Consider the following 15,366-nt stretch of genomic DNA (forward strand, 5'->3'; position numbering starts at 1 on the left):
AAACATTAAATACAAATAATTTAGATCTATTTCATATTACAAAACATTAAAATATTTATTACCACCAATTATATAAAAATAGTTAACCCTATAAGTTATAAAAATATTCCATTATTCCTTTTTATAACTAAACTATAGCCGGCGTGAAAAGGGAGAAATTGTTTTTACAAAAATTCACTATATTGCTTATAAAATGCAGTACTTAATTGGAGATAAATACATGAGTCAAAAGAATGATTTTAAGGCTTTTTCTATTAGTGAAAATGCAAATATAGTGAAGCAAGAAATATATGAAAAAGATCAAAACTTGCAAGCTGGATTTCCAACAGGAAATATTACCGCCGAACTATTAAATAAGGCATTACGTCAGTCGTCAACCATATCCACTGTCGTCGCTAATTTTATCGCAACACAATCTGGTGAAGATGTTCTCGATAATGGGGATATAGACAAACTCACCACCCAATTCAAGAAAGCCTTAGAACAACAAAACACAACAGAAGTTCGAGATGCCTCATTAACAGAAAAAGGAATTATTCAGCTCACAGACCAAATAGGCAACAGTAATACACTCGCTGCAACTCAGAAGCTTGTTTCTGATGTAAATGATAATGCTAATAATCGACTAGCAAAAGACCAAAACGGCGCAGACATTCCTAATAAAGCTGAGTTTATAAAGAACCTTGGTTTATCAGATACAACAAAAATAACGATAGGAAATAGTGAAAATCAGGTACCTGATATGTCGTTTTTCACCGCTAACCTGAATCAGGTCGGATGGCAAAAATTACCTTCGGGTTTAATTGAAATGTGGGGAATAGCATCAGTTAAAGGCAATGCTTATGCCGAACCTGGCGCTTTAAATAACTTTCCAATTCCATTCCCGAATACATGTCTCAACGTCACGTTAACTCACGTTGGTAACGCCCCTCAACATGCGGGCACATTTTCAATAATGATGGTCGATAATGCCAAATTCCAATGTTTTAGCAGTATTCCAAATTTACAAATTCCTGTAGCAGCATTTTATAGAGCAATAGGGTATTAATATGAACAATAAAAACTATGTATTCAGTGCATCAAATAAAGCATTTTATCCACTATCATTACAACAGGATTATATTGAAACCGGCTCATGGCCAAATGATCCTGTACCTGTAACTGATGACATATTCAATGAATTTTCGGGAATACCGCCGACAGGAAAAATACGCTCCTCTGGCGAAGATGGCCTGCCTTGTTGGGAAGATATTCCACCCCCAACACAAGAGGAATTGATATCTATTGCAGAAATCCAAAGAAAGCAATTTATATCTCTCGCAAATAAAGAAATAACGCCACTGGCTGATGCGGTAGAACTTGATATAGCAACAGATGAAGAAACGTTATCACTTAAAGAATGGAAAAAATACCGCGTGATGCTTAACCGGGTTGATACTTCGAAAGCACCGGACATTGACTGGCCAATTGCGCCATTATCGTAATTAATAAAAAGGCCGGGATTCAAGAAGAACCCGGTCTTTATCATTTTGTTATTGTATTATTGCCAGAACAACAGCAGTAAATATTCTGTTATCATCCGAACTATTCTCCATGCGATATTAGCGACCTTGTTCGTTATTGAAGTTTACTTTCCAGTCTAAACCTTTCAATATGGAAATTATTTAATATACTCCAGAAAATAAACACTCATTATTTATATACACCTCCAATTAAGACATATTTAATTACTTATTACTAAAAACACACTAAAATAATTAACCTCATAAGTTATAAAGATATTTAATTATTATTTTTTGTCCCTAAAATATAAGAGACAGCAAATCACCCTTACAATAACTCAAAATATCACCTATAAAACACACTATTAAAAATCAGGAAAATATATATGAATACCAAAAATGATTTTAAAACGTTTTCTATTAAAGATGGTGCTAATGTGGTGGATCAAAATTCATATGAAAACAGTCCAGAATTGCAGACTGGATTTCCACCAGACGGTCTTACCACCCATATATTAAATAAGGCATTACGTCAGTCATCAACAATATCATCTGTTGTCGCTGATTTTATTGCAACAGAGTCTGACAGTGATGTTTTGGATGATGGTAATACAACCAAACTCACTGCACAATTAAATAAAGCATTAGAACAAAAAATCACAACAAAAATTCCTGATGCCTCATTAATACAAAAAGGTATTGTTCAACTCACAGATATTATTGGCAATAGTAATACACTCGCTGCAACTCAGAAACTTGTTTCCGATATAAATGATAATGCTAACGGCAGATTGGACAAAAACCAAAATGGTGCAGACATTCCCAATAAAAATGAGTTTGTGAAAAACCTCGGTTTATTTGAATTATTATTGTCAGGTACTCCTCTGTTTACACAAGGGAATAATTTCATGACTTTCAAAATTCCATTTTTCATCGGATCAGAGAGAAAATATCTCTTATTCCAATCTGTATATGCGCAGGCTCCAGATTTAGCTAACGAGGGGCAATTCACTATCACATACCCAATTGCATACTCTTATAAACCTCATGCTATACTTTCAAGTATGAGTGGACATATCAATGGAGGCCAATATTCTGAAGGAGCTGAAATATTAAAAATCAATAAAGAAAATCTAGTAATAATATCACGTTGGTACTCTCGCAACAAAAATTTTCCGCCTGTACGTATATTTGTAGTAGGGGTATCAGATAACTAACTTTCAATGCTAATAGTTATTATCCATCTCAGATTTTAGAATTATCTCGATAAAGAATAGGAATTTTATTAGTTAATTCTACCATTATCGTCATTAACAAAAAGACCGGGATTAGAATAACATCCGGTCTTCATCATTTTATTTACTCTAATACTATAGGTTGTAAATATCCTGTTATACCTGTTATCTTTCAAGTTGCTTCTTTGTTGGCTGCGTTCACTTGCCGCCGCACTGCAACTTGAAATCTATTGGGTATAGAAAAAATTTCATATATTATGGTTTTTGTTGCCAGATTTGGTTTTTCAATGTAATTTATGCCGTATAAAAATACAATAAGTGTGTAATAGTAAGAAATTAAAATTGACGATAACACACTGGTATAAAATGCAAAACAAACTAAGTTATTAAAATGTCTTTACTAATTACTAAATGCTGTATCAATTGTGATATGTGTGAACCTGAATGTCCCAATCAAGCTATATCAATGGGAGATGCAATTTATGAAATCGATGCTGAGCGTTGTACCGAATGTGTCGGTCATTATGATTCCCCAACTTGCCAATCAGTCTGTCCGATAAATAATACTATTATTACCGATCCAGACCGGCAAGAAACAGCAGAGCAACTGTGGGATAAATTTGTATTACTGCATCATGCAGATAAAATCTAAAATTAACTCTCTAAAATAACGGTCGCACAAGCATAACGGCGCTCATCGGCCAATGTCACATGCAAAGATATTGCTCCCAGTTTCTGAGCCAATTCTGCTGCTGCACCATAGAGCCGCAAAGTCGGTTTTCCCAGAGCATCATTAACCACTTCAAACTGGTTAAATGCCAGACCATTACGGATACCCGTTCCCAGCGCTTTTGCCGCCGCTTCTTTTACCGCAAAGCGCTTAGCCAGAAAACGAACCGGTTTTTTATGTTGCTGATATTGTTTCCATTCTGATTCACTGAGAATACGTTTTGCCAAGCGCTCACCTGAGCGCTCAACAACCCCCTCAATACGGGCAATTTCAACAATATCTGTGCCCAAGCCGATAATAGCCATTAACCGCGCGCTTTCCGCATCTGAGTTTTCATATCTGCTACAGCCGCAGTCAAACCACTAAATACCGCCCGTCCAATAATGGCATGACCAATATTCAATTCATAAATTTCCGGCAGAGCCGCAATACGTTGTACATTATGATACGTCAATCCATGACCCGCATTAACGGTAAGACCTATATTCGCAGCATAGGTCACGGCCTTTTTAATCCGCTGAAACTCTTTTTCTTGTTTAATTTCATTTGCTGCCTCAGCATAAGCACCGGTGTGAATCTCAATAAAAGGTGCACCAACTTCTCTGGCTGCATCTATTTGCTGGTGATCTGCATCAATAAACAGAGATACAAGAATACCCGCATCAGATAAACGTTTAACCGCTGCCATAACCTTATCTTTCTGACCGACAACATCTAAACCACCTTCTGTTGTCACTTCCTGCCGTTTTTCAGGCACCAAACAACAAAATTCAGGTTTGATGCGACAGGCAATATCCACCATTTCATCTGTCACAGCCATTTCAAGGTTCATCCGGGTTTGGATAGTTTGACTAAGTAGTTCAACATCCCGATCTGTAATATGACGGCGATCTTCACGCAAATGAATGGTAATCCCATCTGCACCAGCCTGTTCTGCAACAAAAGCGGCCTGAACTGGATCAGGATAATTTGTGCCACGGGCATTACGCACTGTCGCAATATGATCGATATTAACGCCTAATAATATTTCAGCCATATTTATCTCCTGTAGTCATATTGAATGTGACAAGTTGACTCTTGCCATCTTGAAGAGAAACAAATTCATTAGTTTTCTTTCTATTCCAGCTTTTTACGTACAAATTGCCGGAACAGTTCACGACTTTTTAAAGGCTTACCACCAAGGTAGGGTTTCAGTGCAATACGCGTGAAACGCTTCGCTGCTTTCAATGTTGCCGAATCAGGGAATTCACGGGTTGCCAATGATTTTAATTCACGCCCCGTAAAACTATAGTGATCAATGATCAGGCTAGCGATAAAGCCTTTTTCTTCTCTATAACGGTAAGTCATCGTATCGGTCACAGATTCACCACTGCCCGCACAATGAAGATAATCAACGCCATAACCAAGATTTGCCAATAACGCCAGCTCAAACCGGCGTAATGCCTGCTCTGGTGTGTATTCACTGGCAGCAAGAACTTGTAAACATTGGAGGTAATCAAAGAATAGAGCCGGATAAGCCGTTCCTTGTTCAAGCACTCTCGACAGCAATTCATTAACATATAAACCGCTGTACAACACGCTGCCAGTAAGAGGAAGAGTTAAAGAAATAGGATCGGCATCACGTAGCGTTTTAACTCCCCCTCGCCCACTCCAACGAATCAGCAACGGGGTAAATGGCTGCAAGCAGCCTTTCAAATTGGAACGACGGCTGCGCGCACCTTTAGCCAATACACTGACCCTCCCCTCATTTTCAGTAAAAAGATCCAGCAACAAACTGGTTTCACTGTAAGGGCGCCTATGAAGAATAAAAGCACGCTGCCAACCGTCCACAGGCAACGCCTTATTTCAAATCATCGACGTAACCCAGGCTCCGCAGCGCCCGCTCGTCATCAGCCCAACCCGCTTTAACTTTAACCCACAGCTCCAAATGAACCTTAGCATCAAACAGTCTTTCCATATCCTGACGGGCTTCAATACCAATAGTTTTGATTTTACTACCTTTATTACCAATAACCATTTTCTTCTGGCCGTCACGTTCAACCAGAATCAAACCGTGAATATTGTAACCGCCGCGCTCATTCGCTATGAACTGTTCAATTTCAACCGTAACAGAATATGGCAATTCATCACCGAGAAAACGCATAAGTTTTTCGCGGATAATCTCAGAAGCCATAAAACGCTGGGAACGGTCAGTAATATAATCTTCCGGGAAATGGTGAGTTGCTTTCGGCATATGTCCGCGCACAATCTTTGCAATTGTGTCTACGTTCATGCCTTTTTCAGCGCTCATCGGTACAACATCAAGAAAGTTCATCTGTTTACTGAGGAAACCAATATGTGGCAACAGGATAGCCTTATCAGTCAGGTTATCCACTTTATTGATAGCCAATAAAACCGGACAACGCAAGTTGCGCAGTTTATTCAGCACCATCTCGTCATCTGGCGTCCAATGAGTACCTTCAACAACAAAAATGACCAGCTCTACATCACCAATAGAACTGCTGGCTGCACGATTCATCAGACGGTTAATCGCCCGCTTTTCCTCAATATGCAACCCAGGAGTATCTACATAAATAGTCTGATAAGCCCCTTCAGTGTGAATACCCATAATACGGTGACGGGTAGTCTGTGGTTTACGGGAAGTGATAGACACTTTCTGACCCAAAAGCTGATTCAGCAATGTGGATTTCCCCACATTAGGCCGTCCGACTATTGCAACAAATCCGCAATAGGTTTCTTGTTCGCTCATTCAAGCTCCAGTTGTTTCAATGCTTGCTCCGCCGCTGCCTGCTCTGCTTTGCGGCGGCTGGAGCCTGTTCCTTTAACCGGCTGTTCGATACCACTCACCTGACAGTGAATAGTAAATTCCTGGTCGTGGGCTTCACCACGAACCATAACAACCAGATATGACGGCAGGGGTAAATGATGCCCTTGCAGATATTCTTGTAACCGGGTTTTCGGATCTTTCTGTTTGTCACCTGGGCTAATTTCATTCAAGCGAGTTTCGTACCAGCTCAGAATAATTTTCTCAACCGTTTGAATATCGCTATCGAGGAAAATACCACCTATCAGCGCTTCCACAGTATCAGCCAGAATAGATTCACGGCGGTAACCGCCGCTTTTCAGTTCTCCCGGCCCCAGGCGAAGACATTCACCTAATTCAAATTCCCTTGCCAATTCAGCCAAAGTATTACCACGAACTAATGTGGCACGCATCCGGCTCATATCCCCTTCATCTACGCGAGGAAAGCGATGATATAGGGCATTGGCAATAACAAAACTTAGAATTGAATCACCGAGAAATTCCAGCCGCTCATTATGTTTACTGCTGGCACTGCGATGAGTTAATGCCTGTATCAGCAGATCATGCTGATCAAAAGTGTACCCCAGCTTACGCTGCAATCTGTTAATTACGATGGGATTCATGTGCTACCAAATATAGGTCAGAATTCGTCAAATAAAAACGCACACGCAACAGACCTGTACAGGAAGCCCTGACAAAACTGTTGCGTTTGCACTGGCTCCTTATCAGGAGCCAGTCATTAAGTTTGAAAGGATATTCTACACTGTGAGTAAAATTAATGCTTCGCTAATATTAATTAATTCCACCAATACGGCTAAAGCGAACTCCGGTAGGCCATTCCCCTTCCTGTTTCTCAAAACTCATCCAGATTGCTGAAGCGCGACCAACCAGATTTTTCTCAGGAACAAAGCCCCACTCACGGCTATCAGCACTATTATCACGGTTATCACCCATCATGAAATAGTGACCTTCAGGCACAATCCACATTCCCTCAGGCAAACCAGGCTGACGGAAATTCGGCCTCGGCAGTACCCCCGGAATCTCCAAAATATGGTGTGTTGCCACACCCAGATTCTCAATCCGTTCACCCTGCCGCATGCTGTAAGGCGGTAAAGTTTCTTCAACAGGGATTTGGAAAACACCTATCTTTTTCAGGTTCTCACCATGGGAGTTGACACCATACTGTTTCATTGTCCACTCACTTGGGAATAATGAACCATAAGAAACCGGTAGCTCTTCCTTACAACTTTTTGTTTCACCGCAACCAGGAAAAACACGCAGTTCTTTCTTCAGTGGATCATAAATAATTTTATCACCCGGCAAGCCAATCACTCGTTTGATGTAATCAAAACTTGGGTCCAATGGATATTTGAATACGGCAATATCACCACGCTTTGGTTCACCAGTCTTAATCAATGTGGTTTGAGTGATGGGATCTTTCAATCCGTATGAGTATTTCTCCACCAGAATGAAATCACCAATCAATAAAGTTGGCATCATAGAACCCGATGGGATCTGAAATGGCTCATAAACAAAAGAGCGCAAGATCAGAACCACGGCCAGCACTGGGAAAATGGATGAACACGTATCTATCCATGTTGGTTTGTTAATAGTCTCAGCCAGATGCTCCTGATCCATTGTACCTTCAGTTAGCTCCTGCAATCTGGCAAGTTTTTTCTTGCGCGCTGGGGCCCATTTGAAACGATCAATACACCAAATAATGCCGGTGACTAACGTTGCTAGCGTTAGGATCAGGGCAAAAGTGTTAGCCATTTAGACTCCTTACAACCTTATTAATTGTCTTTACCAACATGAAGAATGGCTAAGAAAGCTTCCTGTGGTAACTCAACATTACCAACCTGCTTCATGCGTTTCTTACCTTCTTTCTGTTTCTGCAATAGCTTTTTCTTACGGCTAACGTCACCACCATAACACTTCGCCAAGACGTTTTTACGCAATTGCTTCACTGTTGAGCGAGCAATAATATGATTGCCAATCGCAGCCTGAATCGCGATATCAAACTGCTGACGAGGAATAAGCTCTTTCATCTTCTCGACTAATTCCCGCCCACGATACTGAGCATTGTCACGATGAGTAATCAACGCCAATGCATCAACTCGTTCACCGTTAATCAACACATCCACACGAACCATATCAGAAGCTTGGAAACGAGTGAAATTATAATCCAGTGAAGCATAACCACGAGATGTGGATTTCAATCGGTCGAAGAAATCCAATACGACTTCAGCCATCGGTATTTCGTAAGTCAGTGCAACTTGTTTACCATGGTAAACCATGTTGGTCTGCACCCCACGTTTCTCAATACATAAGGTAATGACATTCCCCAAATATTCTTGAGGTAACAGCATATGACACTCAGCAATAGGTTCACGCAACTCTTCAATATTATTCAATGCCGGCAATTTAGAAGGGCTGTCCACATAGAGAATATCGTGGCTCGTCGTTTCCACTTCATAAACAACCGTTGGTGCAGTTGTAATGAGATCAAGATCGTATTCACGTTCTAGACGCTCCTGAATGATCTCCATATGTAACAAACCAAGGAAACCACAACGGAAACCAAAACCCAGTGCAGTAGAGCTTTCCGGTTCATAGAACAGAGAAGCATCATTCAGACTCAACTTACCCAATGCGTCACGGAATGCTTCATAATCATCAGAACTGATAGGGAATAACCCCGCATAAACCTGTGGTTTTACTTTCTTAAAACCTGGCAATGGTTTTTCCGCAGGTTGACGGGCCAGCGTCAATGTATCGCCAACTGGCGCACCAAGAATGTCTTTAATTGCACAAACCAACCAACCTACTTCGCCGCAATCCAATATATCGCGGTCAACTCGCTTCGGTGTAAAAATTCCAAGACGATCAGCGTTATATACCTGACCGGTACTCATCACTTTGATTTTGTCACCCTTGCGTAAAGTACCATTTTTAATACGAACCAGCGAGACAACACCGAGATAGTTATCAAACCATGAGTCGATAATAAGTGCCTGTAACGGCACATTAGGATCGCCTTCCGGGGCCGGAATCTCTTTAACTAAACGCTCAATGACATCTTGTACGCCTACACCAGTTTTGGCTGAACAACGCACTGCATCAGTAGCATCAATCCCAACAATGTCCTCAATTTCTTCTGCTACGCGCTCAGGCTCCGCAGCGGGTAAATCGATTTTATTCAGAACAGGAACAACTTCAAGATTCATATCCAGAGCGGTATAACAGTTAGCCAATGTCTGCGCTTCCACCCCCTGCCCAGCATCAACCACCAACAATGCCCCTTCACAAGCAGCCAACGAACGGGAGACCTCATATGAGAAGTCAACGTGCCCTGGCGTGTCGATAAAGTTTAATTGATAGAGCTGCCCATCATTGGCTTGGTAATCCAAAGTGACACTCTGTGCCTTGATGGTGATACCGCGCTCACGCTCAAGCTCCATGGAATCCAGCACTTGCTCTGCCATTTCACGATCTGTTAAGCCACCACAAATTTGAATAATACGGTCAGATAACGTCGACTTACCGTGGTCAATGTGAGCAATAATGGAGAAATTTCGTATTTGCTTCATTATAAATATTTTTCTGCCTTGGTATTTCTGAATCATTCGCCTAATGGACACACAGAGGGACATAAAGCGACGGTTTATAGGTCGGCCACTGGCCTGAAAGGCTGTATTCTACATGCCAAACCTGTGAAAACCTAGTCATGCCTGTGGCTTTAAGTATGATCAGTCAATTAAAAGTTCTGTATGATTAAAACAGATTTATTCCGGATGCTGAACACGAATTACATCAGGAGGCAAACCAATTTGTAAAACTGTCGGTTGGTATTCCTGCTGATTATCCCAATAAGTGGCAACTCTGCGGGCAAGGAAAAAACCTGCGATTCCTCCCAAAACGCCGCCACAAAACACCCATAATTGATTGGTCACCCATAATTGAAAAAGTGCACCACCAAGGAATAGTCCAATAAGTGGGGTTAGATAAACCAGCAACGCTGAACGCAATAAGCTTCCTTCAGGGATACCAATTTCCACTTTCTGCCCTGGTTGCAACGGCTGTAAAATCTCAAGTTCGAGTTGATGAATGTCATCAGGCCCTAATTTATTCAGTAAATAAGAGCCACACGCCGCACGAGCCTGACAACTACCACAACCAGAAGAGGAGCCATAACGTAATAATGCTCTACCCTGCTGCCAACGGATTACTGTTGCCCATTCTTTGACCATTAGTCAGTTCCCATAAATGCAACACCTGCGGCAATATACTTGGCAGTTGCCAGTGGCAATTCACCAATAATAGTAACCTCCTTTGCCCCACGTATTACGCTATAAATCGTTGGGTGCCCACGACGAAGAGGATATTCTAATTTACTGGTTTTGTCAGCGTTAGTCACATTCACTGAAAAACTAAATAAACCATCGCTGAACATAATAGACTCGAGCGAATCAGTATTTGATAGTTTACGCCGATTACGCGAAACCTCAGTGAAACCATCCGGCAATTTACCTAATTTCCAATTGAATACCACTTTCTCTGACGATGGAATGACCAGCATTGGTGGCATATTCAGGTGAGTAATAATACTCATTGCACCATAGACATCCCCACCTATTGTAGAAGAAACAACCCGAAATTGCTCAAGTGTTTCACTATCACGATCAAGTAAATCAATACGTAATGGTAAATGGTTTTCTTCATCGATAAGCAAAATGTAATTATAACGTACTTCATCTTTGGAAATGATGCGTACAACCCGGCAAGGTCTGTCACCGATATGAGTACGACCAACGTCGATAAAATTGTAGTATTTTTTCAACTGAGTGAAATCAGCAAAAACAACTGCCGGTAAATAATCAATAATATGATCGCCGCTAAGACTGAAAGCATCCAGTCCAGGTTCAAAATAGCTAATCTCATTACCACGCTGGACAATCTCCCTGCGGGAACCATCCATCTGCATAATTTGAGCAATGGGAATACCATTGATAATGGCATGGCGATAACGAGCTGAGACGATAGCCTGCTGGCTGAGATTAATAAAAGCAAGCTCATAAGTCAGGGACTGAGTGGCATTACCCATCTCCTGTAACAAAGCCTCAGCGCTACTGAGCTGTGCCGAGACTTGTAGAGGAGTAAACAGGCTGCCCGCCAGTAAAGAGACGGAAAACCAGATATGTTTCATTACTACTGTTGTGTTCCTAAAGATTGCGTTCCGGGAACCGGAATGGCAGCCTGTGGTGGAATTTCCTGTCCGTCATTTTGTTCAAAATGCACACGGCGATCAAGTTCATATTGTTGCAACATGATGTTAATGCGTTTATTACGCTCTTGCACCTGAATGCGCTGATCATGACCAAACATATCATCACCAGAAGGCACGCCAAAACTCACTGGGGAAGCCGAACCCATCATCGGCAGTGTATTAAATACTGGTGTATCAGATTGATATTCAAAATTCACAGCATCATGGCTATTGTACTGCTGTACTCCTATCAGTACTGCCAACGAAACACAGGCTGCAACACCCACTTGAGTAATTTGACTTCCCCAAGGGCGAAGTTTCTGCCAAAACGCCATTTTCTGCCAAGTCTCTGGCCGAGGCTGAGATTCAGAAATCAACCCACGGTTAAAATGAACAGGCTCTTTTTCAAGTGCCTGTGCAACCCGGCTCGCAATATCGATATGTAATACTTCAGTCACATCACCGCGCAATGTGTCACGGATCAAGTGGTAATTTTCCCAGTGTTTCTGCATTGCAGAATCTTTAGATAAAATACTAACGACTTCACTATCAAGAGTTTCGCCATCCATCAGTGCGGAAAGTTTTTCTCTTTGCATGCCAAAGTACCCTTCAGTATTATCCCACTATTTTTAGTTTTAAATCAGTGGTTGAATTTTATCATCAATGGCTTCCCTCGCCCGGAAAATACGGGAACGAACCGTACCTACTGGGCAATCCATAACAACAGCTATCTCTTCATAGCTTAGCCCATCTAATTCCCTTAGAGTTATTGCCATTCGCAAATCTTCAGGAAGAGATTCAATGGTTCGGAAAACCACCTGCCTTAACTCTTCTGACAACATTAAATTCTCAGGGTTCGAAATTTCTTTTAGTGCATTTGAAACTTCATAATTTTCGGCGTCACTGACATCCAAATCACTGGATGGTGGACGTCGCCCTTGAGAAACCAAATAGTTTTTTGCCGTGTTTACTGCTATACGATACAACCAGGTATAAAAAGCACTATCGCCACGGAATGAAGCCAGTGCTCGATATGCCTTAATAAATGCCTCCTGCGCAACGTCAGGAACATCACCCTGCGGAATATAGCGAGATACAAGGCTCGCTACTTTATGCTGATATCTGATCACCAGTAAGTTAAACGCTTTTTGGTCACCTTTCTGCACTCGCTCGACCAGCATTTGATCCGTTAACTGCTCGCTCATCCGAGGTTAAATCTCCCGAAGCAAAGCTCCACATTTGTATTTACTGAACCAACCATAGATGTCCTATTTCTCCGAGCAAGCAGGGCTTTGAGTAATAAAATTCTGTGAAGTTCAATTTCTGTCATCATTTTGTTGCAATCATAGCCTTTATCCTATCTGATAGGCTAACATGATTTTTACTCATCTTCTCCACACATCATCAATTATGCAATCATTATTCTCGCAACATTACAGTGATGTACTTATTATCGGCAGTGGTGTGGCTGGTCTATCCTTAGCTTTACGACTGGCTTCGCAATATAAAGTCACTGTATTAAGTAAGAGTATTCTTAGCGAAAGTGCATCCTATTATGCGCAGGGTGGTATCGCCGCTGTATTTGATAAAACAGACAGTATCGCATCTCATGTTGAAGATACCTTGATCGCTGGGGCAGGGCTTTGCGACAAAAGCGCGGTTGAGTTTATTACCAGTAACGCCCGCCATTGTGTAAAATGGCTGATTGATCAGGGTGTTTCATTTGATACAGAAACCCGTGAAGATGGAAAAAAACAATATCATCTGACTCGAGAAGGTGGTCACAGCCATCGACGTATTCTGCATCATGCAGATGCAACGGGTAAAGAAGTAGAAACCACACTAGTTGAAAAAGCCAAGTCTCATCCGAACATTATTGTAAGAGAGCGCTGCAACGCAGTTGATTTAATTACCTCAAATAAAGCCCAACTCAATGGCGATAATCGAGTAATTGGCGCTTATATTTGGAACCGCCAGCAGGAACGAGTAGAAACTTATCGCGCTAAAGTCGTTGTCCTGGCAACCGGTGGCGCTGCCAAAGTTTATCAATACACCACAAATCCCGATATCTCATCCGGTGATGGCATTGCAATGGCATGGCGTGCTGGCTGCCGTATCGCCAATCTGGAATTTAATCAGTTTCACCCGACCTGTCTGTTTCATCTACAAGCACGTAATTTCCTGCTAACTGAAGCTTTAAGAGGTGAAGGCGCTTATCTAAAACGACCAGATGGCAGTCGTTTTATGCCTGATTTTGATGAACGTGCTGAACTGGCCCCACGCGACATCGTAGCGCGGGCTATTGACCATGAAATGAAACGCCTTGGTGCTGATTGCATGTTTCTGGATATTAGCCATAAACCAACCGATTTCATTATCCAGCATTTTCCAATGATTTATGAAAAACTGCTGACATTGGGCTTTGATCTCACAAAAGAACCGATTCCAATCGTGCCTGCCGCGCATTACACCTGCGGCGGTATAGTCGTCGATCATCAGGGACGTACTGACCTAAACAATTTATATGCTATCGGTGAAGTCAGCTACACTGGCCTACATGGTGCAAACCGTATGGCATCCAATTCTCTGCTGGAATGTTTAGTTTACGGCTGGTCTGCTGCGGAAGATATCCAACAACAGATTGAAAAAATCGAAGAGATACCGGAACTCCCCTTTTGGGATGAGAGCCGTGTTGATAATTCAGATGAACAAGTCGTCATTCAGCACAATTGGCACGAATTACGCCTATTCATGTGGGATTACGTTGGCATCGTGCGTACAACCAAACGCCTGGAACGAGCACTACGCCGCATTAATATGCTACAACAGGAGATTCACGCCTACTATTCCAATTTCAGAATCTCTAATAATCTGCTGGAATTACGAAATTTAGTGCAAGTCGCTGAATTAATTGTACGTTGTGCACTGGAAAGGAAAGAGAGCCGAGGTCTGCATTTCACGCTGGATTATCCCAATTTACTGCCAGAGTCAAAACCAACAATTCTGACCCCCTGATCTCTGGCGGCAAAACCTGCTCATAGCTACACCCAGCGTGATTATTTCAATAATAAAGATAGAAATCCGTCACCAGTTGCTGAAATTCCGGCGTATATACACCATCTGGCTGACGGATGGTCAATTCACCGATGAAACTCGTATTTTCTTTACGAGAAAGTGCCAACAACATCCGATGAAATGGTTTACCTTTTCTATCGCGAATATTAACCCGGTCATGGGAAAACCAGCCTTGCTGACACGCCATTGTTTCGAATAACTCACCAATAGCATATGGCAATACCACACAGAACAAGCCATCTGGCGAGACTAACTTTTCTGCGTATTGCAATAACCGCCGATGAGTCAGAGAGCCAGTATAACGAGCCTGCTCCCTTACCTCATTCCGGCAAGCAACAGCTGGCTCAAAATAAGGTGGATTACTAACAATCAGGTCATAACATTGTGAATATCGATCAGCAAAATCACTAATATCCTGATGATAAACATTTACTTTTCTCTGCCATGGAGACTGTTCCACATTCTCTCGTGCTTGAAATACAGCGTTTATATCCAGTTCCACCGCATCAATTTTTGCATTTTCATCGGTGCGTTGTGCCAACATCAGAGCAATCAACCCACTACCACAGCCAATATCCAAAATCGCTTTTTTGTCACTAACTGAAGCCCATGCACCCAATAGAACACCATCAGTCCCCACTTTCATCGCGCACCGATCATGGCCGACAAAAAATTGCTTAAAAGTAAATCCACCCCGACGCAGAGATCGTTTCTGTTTCAAATTAATAACCTACATCTGTCAGTACAAAAAAATT

General features: G+C 41.7%; 17 protein-coding genes. 5 read left to right on the plus strand and 12 right to left on the minus strand.

From position 1 onward, the window contains the following. Window positions 1–220 precede the first annotated feature (220 nt). The 4 genes from AM629_RS11710 (at window position 221) to AM629_RS11725 (ending at window position 3,389) form a co-directional block, all read left to right on the plus strand. The gene (locus AM629_RS11710; RefSeq protein ID WP_054479127.1) at window positions 221–1,048 is read left to right on the plus strand and encodes a phage tail protein; all 828 of its coding nucleotides are present in this window, start codon (window positions 221–223) and stop codon (window positions 1,046–1,048) included. Between the two features lies 1 nt (window position 1,049). Beyond that, on the plus strand, window positions 1,050–1,484 hold the full coding sequence (locus AM629_RS11715) for a tail fiber assembly protein (protein ID WP_054479128.1): 435 nt from the start codon (window positions 1,050–1,052) through the stop codon (window positions 1,482–1,484). A gap of 404 nt (window positions 1,485–1,888) precedes the next feature. After that, window positions 1,889–2,719 (plus strand): phage tail protein, encoded by an 831-nt coding sequence (locus tag AM629_RS24615; protein ID WP_235525461.1) that lies wholly within the window; start codon window positions 1,889–1,891, stop codon window positions 2,717–2,719. Between the two features lie 409 nt (window positions 2,720–3,128). After that, window positions 3,129–3,389: a YfhL family 4Fe-4S dicluster ferredoxin gene (locus AM629_RS11725; RefSeq protein ID WP_054479130.1), complete on the plus strand. Its 261-nt coding sequence runs from the start codon at window positions 3,129–3,131 to the stop codon at window positions 3,387–3,389. Window positions 3,390–3,391: 2 nt separating this feature from the next. On the opposite strand, the gene acpS is transcribed toward AM629_RS11725, so the two are convergent. The 11 genes from acpS to rpoE all read right to left on the minus strand — a co-directional run bounded on the left by acpS (window position 3,392) and on the right by rpoE (window position 12,741). Beyond that, window positions 3,392–3,772 carry a holo-ACP synthase gene (gene acpS, locus AM629_RS11730; RefSeq protein ID WP_054479133.1) on the minus strand — a complete coding sequence of 127 codons (381 nt, stop codon included), beginning with the start codon at window positions 3,770–3,772 and terminating at the stop codon, window positions 3,392–3,394. Further along, a complete protein-coding gene (gene pdxJ, locus AM629_RS11735) occupies window positions 3,772–4,503 on the minus strand; it encodes a pyridoxine 5'-phosphate synthase (protein ID WP_054479135.1) in 732 nt (243 codons plus the stop codon). Before pdxJ ends, acpS begins: the two co-directional genes overlap by 1 nt. An 80-nt stretch (window positions 4,504–4,583) precedes the next feature. Further along, the gene (recO, locus tag AM629_RS11740; RefSeq protein ID WP_054479136.1) at window positions 4,584–5,297 is read right to left on the minus strand and encodes a DNA repair protein RecO; all 714 of its coding nucleotides are present in this window, start codon (window positions 5,295–5,297) and stop codon (window positions 4,584–4,586) included. A 10-nt stretch (window positions 5,298–5,307) separates the two neighbouring features. After that, window positions 5,308–6,216 carry a GTPase Era gene (gene era / locus AM629_RS11745; RefSeq protein ID WP_054479139.1) on the minus strand — a complete coding sequence of 303 codons (909 nt, stop codon included), beginning with the start codon at window positions 6,214–6,216 and terminating at the stop codon, window positions 5,308–5,310. Further along, window positions 6,213–6,893, minus strand: coding sequence for a ribonuclease III (gene rnc / locus AM629_RS11750; protein WP_054479141.1), 681 nt, complete (start codon window positions 6,891–6,893; stop codon window positions 6,213–6,215). Before rnc ends, era begins: the two co-directional genes overlap by 4 nt. Window positions 6,894–7,062: 169 nt before the next feature. After that, window positions 7,063–8,043, minus strand: a complete 981-nt coding sequence (gene lepB / locus AM629_RS11755; protein ID WP_054479143.1) for a signal peptidase I — start codon at window positions 8,041–8,043, stop codon at window positions 7,063–7,065. A 20-nt stretch (window positions 8,044–8,063) separates the two neighbouring features. After that, window positions 8,064–9,860, minus strand: a complete 1,797-nt coding sequence (lepA, locus tag AM629_RS11760) for a translation elongation factor 4 (RefSeq protein ID WP_054479145.1) — start codon at window positions 9,858–9,860, stop codon at window positions 8,064–8,066. A gap of 195 nt (window positions 9,861–10,055) precedes the next feature. Next, window positions 10,056–10,520, minus strand: coding sequence for a SoxR-reducing system protein RseC (gene rseC, locus AM629_RS11765; protein WP_054479147.1), 465 nt, complete (start codon window positions 10,518–10,520; stop codon window positions 10,056–10,058). Further along, complete coding sequence (gene rseB / locus AM629_RS11770) at window positions 10,520–11,476, minus strand: sigma-E factor regulatory protein RseB (protein ID WP_054479149.1); 957 nt, start codon at window positions 11,474–11,476, stop codon at window positions 10,520–10,522. Before rseB ends, rseC begins: the two co-directional genes overlap by 1 nt. Window positions 11,477–11,478: 2 nt before the next feature. Further along, entirely contained in the window at window positions 11,479–12,132 is a 654-nt protein-coding gene (gene rseA, locus AM629_RS11775; protein WP_054479150.1) for an anti-sigma-E factor RseA, read from the minus strand. A 39-nt stretch (window positions 12,133–12,171) separates the two neighbouring features. Beyond that, window positions 12,172–12,741: an RNA polymerase sigma factor RpoE gene (gene rpoE, locus AM629_RS11780; protein ID WP_054479153.1), complete on the minus strand. Its 570-nt coding sequence runs from the start codon at window positions 12,739–12,741 to the stop codon at window positions 12,172–12,174. A gap of 169 nt (window positions 12,742–12,910) precedes the next feature. Between rpoE and nadB the strand changes: the two genes are divergently transcribed. Continuing rightward, window positions 12,911–14,551: an L-aspartate oxidase gene (gene nadB, locus AM629_RS11785; RefSeq protein WP_054479154.1), complete on the plus strand. Its 1,641-nt coding sequence runs from the start codon at window positions 12,911–12,913 to the stop codon at window positions 14,549–14,551. A 46-nt stretch (window positions 14,552–14,597) separates the two neighbouring features. Here the strand turns inward: nadB and trmN are convergent, their stop codons facing one another. After that, entirely contained in the window at window positions 14,598–15,332 is a 735-nt protein-coding gene (trmN, locus tag AM629_RS11790; RefSeq protein ID WP_149617397.1) for a tRNA(1)(Val) (adenine(37)-N(6))-methyltransferase TrmN, read from the minus strand. Window positions 15,333–15,366: the final 34 nt, after the last annotated feature.

The sequence above is a fragment of the Photorhabdus heterorhabditis genome, from assembly GCF_001280945.1.
GTDB classification, from domain to species: domain Bacteria; phylum Pseudomonadota; class Gammaproteobacteria; order Enterobacterales; family Enterobacteriaceae; genus Photorhabdus; species Photorhabdus heterorhabditis.